3 protein-coding genes are annotated in these 5,392 nt (G+C 59.7%); all 3 read right to left on the reverse strand.

Annotated elements, in window-relative coordinates; translation table 11 throughout:
• Positions 1 to 979: SEL1-like repeat protein (locus ACRER8_RS08575; RefSeq protein WP_431745904.1), on the reverse strand; the 979-nt coding region annotated here is incomplete at its 3' end.
• On the reverse strand, positions 979 to 2,784 hold the full coding sequence (locus ACRER8_RS08580; RefSeq protein ID WP_431745905.1) for a phospholipase: 1,806 nt from the start codon (positions 2,782 to 2,784) through the stop codon (positions 979 to 981). The genes ACRER8_RS08575 and ACRER8_RS08580, both read right to left, overlap by 1 nt.
• Positions 2,774 to 5,392: type VI secretion system Vgr family protein (locus ACRER8_RS08585; RefSeq protein ID WP_431745906.1), on the reverse strand; the 2,619-nt coding region annotated here is incomplete at its 5' end. The genes ACRER8_RS08585 and ACRER8_RS08580, both read right to left, overlap by 11 nt.

Consider the following 5,392-nt stretch of genomic DNA (forward strand, 5'->3'; position numbering starts at 1 on the left):
CCAGGCGCTGAATCAGTTCCTGCGACGGTTTTTCCGGTGGGATGTTGGCTTCGCGTTCTTCCAGCCATTTCAGCTTGCCGTCCCATGGCGGCAGTTTGGCTGGAGGTAGTGGAACGATGTCGTTGATTTCGGGGACTTTGGGGTTGGCGTAGGAGTAATTGGCGAGGATGCGCCAGATTTTTTCGTAGCGGTCGGCGCGTTCGAGGTCTTCTTGCTGGGCGAGATAATAAATCTTATCGTCAGGTTTTATGCCTCGGAATGAGTTTGCCAGTCGGTTAGCTGCGCCCTCATCACCGGCGGCGACGCTTTGCTGAAATAGCTCTAACGCGTCACTGTATTCTTGCTTGATTTTCTGATGTATACCCAAGGCGACACCTGCATCTCCGTGCCCTTGGTCTGCGGCACAACGAAACATCTGAAGTGCAATATTTGGCGCAATATTACTGGGCTCCAGTTTTTCAGCGATGAAAAATTGAGCTCGCGCGTTACCGACGTTTGCAGCCTTACTCAAGTAACGCAATGCCATATCCGGATCCTGCTGTAGACCTGCCCCACCTTTTTCCAGCAACAGACTGATCAGGTAATACCCGGTCGCCACATCGGCATCAATCAGATCCTGACTGAAGCGCAGGTATTCATGACCGTAGACCTCAAACTGCCCGCGCATGCCGCCGTTTTGAAGGTTGATATTAGCCTTGAAATGACCGTTTTCAGCGGCGATGCGGTATAGCCGTTCGATCTCAAGATTTATGGTTTTGTCACGCTTGAGCTGATTGTTCTTTTGCAACCAGCGGGCGTACTGAAATAAGACGTCGCTCTCTTCAGAAGCGGCGGGAATCTGTTCGTGGGTACAGGTAAAGGCCAACTTGGCCTTAAGATCAGTCATCGGGTTCATTGGGAGATCTTCATTCGAAAACGGAAGGCGGCTGTCGGCGCAGGCCATTAGTAACAGGCAAGGAAGCAGGAGAAGGCGGCGCATCAGTCGATATCCGTCAGCTTGTCGCCGGTATACAGAAATTCCACTAACGGTGCGCTGGGTACACCGATGCATTCGCTACTCTGAAGCCGCTTGTTTTCTTTGACGATGTCTTTCCAAGCCACATACGCCTCCCCCACATCCTCCTGCGCCCCCATCCCCGCCGTATGCATATTCCACAACCGCTTCCTCAACGCCCCACTGACACTCATCCAGTCATGCAGGATGTTCAGCTCGCTGTCGCTTTCCATGCTGCGGCTGTTGATGTTGGCCGAGCCGTGGGTGGTGAGGATGTCGTCAATGATCATCAGCTTGGAGTGGATGTAGGTCGGCATCCACGGCTTGCCCGGCAGAGAATCCGCAGCGACCAGCGAGCACACATGGACTTTCAGGTTCGGCAGTTCGATCGGTTGCAGGTCGGCCTCCTTGATGCGGTCGATTCGAGACTGGAGCTCACGTTCCCAGTCGCGCAGTTCCCGCTGACCCCGGACATCCATCGGTCCCTCCGGCACCGGCTTGGGTGGGGCTTCGCGCACGGCCTGCTTCATGCGCAATCCTTTCGTGACCCCAGGGATGGTGTTGGCGCGCCCCAGGCTTTCCAGCATTTTTTGGGTTTTCACCGTGCCCGGGCCGATGCCGTCCTTATCGGCATTGGTGATCACGAACAGGTGCAACGGCCCGTGCTTGCCGGGGTCGCGACCCCATTCCCCAAGCGTGTCGGCCACGGTCTTGATCAGTTCGGCGAAGGGCGGCCAGCGGAAATACTGGTTTTCGATGTAGATGTAGCGGGTGGCCTTGCGCAGGGCTTCTTCATAGCCGCGTTTGATGTCGCGCACGCCTTCCTGCGCCTGAGTGCGCAGAATCTGCGCCATCTGCGTGGGTTGACCGTGGGGTATTTGCAACTGGGGCCCGATCACTTTGGCCTGGCGCAAGGTCAACAAATCCTCGCCGGTCGCGCGTTGCCAGGCCTTGGCGAAGTTGTGGTGCAGGTGTTCCAGAATCGGTCCGTGAACCTGGCTGGAAATGTCCTGTCGTGGCTTGAATCCACGCGGTCCGGCATTGGGAGCAGGCATACTGATCTCGTCACGGTTGAGGGCCGAATGCTCATCGGTGTCCCAGTATTCATCGAGCATGTTGTGTCCCATGACAAAGCCCACCGCGCGGCCCGGCAGTTCGTAGTCCACCAGCACGGTTTTCTGGTGATGGGTGGGGGCCATGGCGCTCATGGTGAACATCGCGCCGGAGCTGATCTCCGGATCGACGCTTTTGTAACGCAACTGATGCATGATTTCGGTCATGTCATGGCCGTCGAAACCCCGGCCGATGAAGTGCGGCACTGAGGGCGCGTCAGGTTTGAAACCGGTACAGGCGGAAAACCATTGGCGGTCGATGGCGTACTGCTCGGGCGTGGACCTCTGCAGTTCGCGCTGCTTGATATGCCAGGGCCCCTTGCCTGGCAGGTTGGTTTCCCCACCCATTCCTGCGGCGTTGAACGGCGCTTCCCAACCCAGCACGCGGACCCGCACCCCATCACTGGCCTTGGTCATCAACAGCTCGCCAATGCACGGGGCCTTGCCGTCGCGAATGAAGTACATCGACGGCTGAAACCCCCAACAGATGATGTCGATGCTTCGGGTGGCGTTGGCGATGGCCTCGTGCACGGCTTCGAAGGTTTCTTGGCCATTGACCAGCGGGCGGTAGCTGGCCAGCGCGGGCGGGTATTCGGTGTTTTCCACATACCATTTGCCCGCGCAGATCGCCTCGTTGGTGTCGCGTGTGGCGAGAGGGGCGACGATTCTATGGCTCATCTTGCTTTCCTTGTACTGACTCAGCGCCGTGCTTGGCGCGGGTATACAGAGCGCGATGGTCACTGGCAGACGCCACCTGACTGATCTCTGCATTCTGGCCAGTGGCGTGTTTGTGCAAGCCCGCGTTGGCCAGACTTCCTTGTTCGGGATTGCTGTAGGTGCCGGGAATCGGGATGCGATACGTCGTGCCGTCGGGCAATTCGATGTGGTAACCATTGGTCACGGGCTTGTGGTCGATACGCAGCTCCGCCGTTTCGTCGAATACCCCTTGCTCGAGCAACACATCATCGGCATACAAGCGGTACGGCATGCCCGACCAGGCACTTGAGTGGTTAGGCGTTGAAGCGACCTTGAAGCGCAGAATCTGCTTGCTCAGGCTCTGCGGATACTCCGGATGACTGGCCATCATGGCCGACGCACCGGGTTTATAATCGAAATGCGCGGCCTTGATCAGGTAGTCCCCTGCCGTGCCGGACTCGATGGAAGACGGGTCGATGCGGATGTAGCTGCCACCACCATTCAGTACGATTTTCTTCTTGGCGACGATGTGAATTTCGTCTTCGGTACTGGTGATGTTCAGGCCCAGACGGGACAGTACTTCGAGACGGTCGTTTTGCGCCTGTATCGTCACGGCCCCCTGGTTGGCGATCAGCTTGATGCCGAGCTTGCGCACGAACAGGCTCAGGCCTTGGCCAACGCCCATGAACAGGCGCTTGACCACGCTGATGTCAGCGTTGTGTCCGGCGTTGAACATCAGGTTGCGTTGCGCCGCCAGTTGCAAATGCTGGCCACTGGTCAAGCTGATGCCTTTTGGAGCGCTGAGCAGCAGGACCGAGCTTTTCAGTTGCTCCAGATCCTGCTTGAGCAGGTCCAACTGCGCCTGCACATCGGCGGGATCGGCCTGGGCGGCTTCAGCATCCGTGGAAAGGTTTTGCAGTTGTTCGCCAGCTTGTTCAAGACGGTCGACGGCGGCGGCCATGTCCAGTTGCCGGCCTTGGGCCTTGGCCTGTTCATCGGCACTGATGAATACGCCTCTACCCCCCCGAATCGCCCCCCACCCATCCGTGCGCAGCTCGAACCCTTCCCCGCGCTTCTGCTTCTGCGCATCCACCAGATGCCCCAGGTTCAGCTGGCTTTTGCCGCTGTGGTCGGTGCTGAGTTTGATGTGTTCCTGACCGCGCTCATCCTCCATGCGCAGTTTGTTGTTGGCCGGGGTGCGCAGGACGTTGCGTTTGTAGTCGCGCCGGGCCAGGGTCACGTGGTCGGGGTGTTTGTTGTCGTGCAGGGCGTGGGCGATGTAGGGGCGGTCGGGGTCGCCCTGTTCGAAGGCCACGGCCACTTCGGTGCCGCAGATCAGCGGCAGGTGCAGGCCATGGGTGTCGCCCGCATAGGGTCTGGCCAAGCGTAGCCACAGGCTTTCTTCGCCGGTTTTCCAGGTGTCGCGGTCGAACAGGAAGTTGACCTTGTAGCGCCCGTCCATGTCGATGTGGCTGTAGATGTCGCCGTCGCGGCTGCTGGTGACGCGAGCCGGAAGGGTGCCGGCGATGCGTGGCTTTTTCTGCAACGGCGGTCGGAAACACACGGTTTCGACGTAGGGAATGGCGTCGAAGGTGACTTCCAGACTGCGGTCGCGGGCGGCGGTGAGGGTCAGGGCGGTGATGACAGTGCCGGGCTGGAAAGCCTGAGGGGCGCCGTCCTCGATGTTCAGCACGTGGGCCAGGGACAGCGCGGCACTGTTGCTGGTGCCGCTCAGCCGGGTCTGTTCGTTGAGGTGGCGCTCGTGGCGCAGGCGCGCATAGAAAAAGCCGCTCTCGCTGAGCAAATCTTCGTCCTGATCGATCTTGTCGCCCAGCACCGTGTAGGGCTCGGCGTAGTGGTAGGCCTCACCGTAGGTGACGGTCGAGCCGCGGCTCTGATCGACTTCGCCGGTGAGCGCTGCGGTGATGTTCTGCGGGTCGTAGGCGCGGAAAAACAGGTTGCGCTCGACCACCCGATGGCGGGTCTGCAGGCCCCAGACCGCGTCCTCTTCACCACTGCTCAGCCCCGAAGGCGGACGGCACGGGATGTCCAGACGCGGACGCAGGTAGTGACGCTGGTCGTCGTGAAATTCCACGACATCGATGCCCAGCCGTTCGTCACTGGTAAAGCGGTACCAGATGCCAACTTCGGCCAGCAGGCGGCTGATGAACGCCAGGTCGCTCTCGTGGTACTGCATGACCTGCAAGCGTCGGGGGTATTCACGAACGAGGTCGAAGCAGAGGTCTTCACCGGTGAACCCATGGCGCGTGCGCAGGACATGCTCGACGATTTCCGGCACCGATTTGTGCTGATAGAGGCGGTACTGCCGACCGCGCCCGAGCAGCGCCAGGCGCGGTTGCAGGGTCACGGCGTAACGCGCCTCATCGCGGGAACCCGACAGGCGCTCGAAGCCGGTGATCACGCCGTTGAGCGTGCGTAGCGGCTTGATCTCGGGCACCGGATAGCCGGGAAACACGAACGACGACTTGGGCGCGGCGTGCAGACTGAAACGGGCGTCCTGGCCGAGGATCTGCTCCAACGCGATGTCGTGCTCGCTGGAAGTGAATTCGACGGTGTAGGTGAATGGCTC

It is taken from the genome of Pseudomonas sp. (assembly GCF_050739935.1).
Lineage (GTDB): Bacteria > Pseudomonadota > Gammaproteobacteria > Pseudomonadales > Pseudomonadaceae > Aquipseudomonas.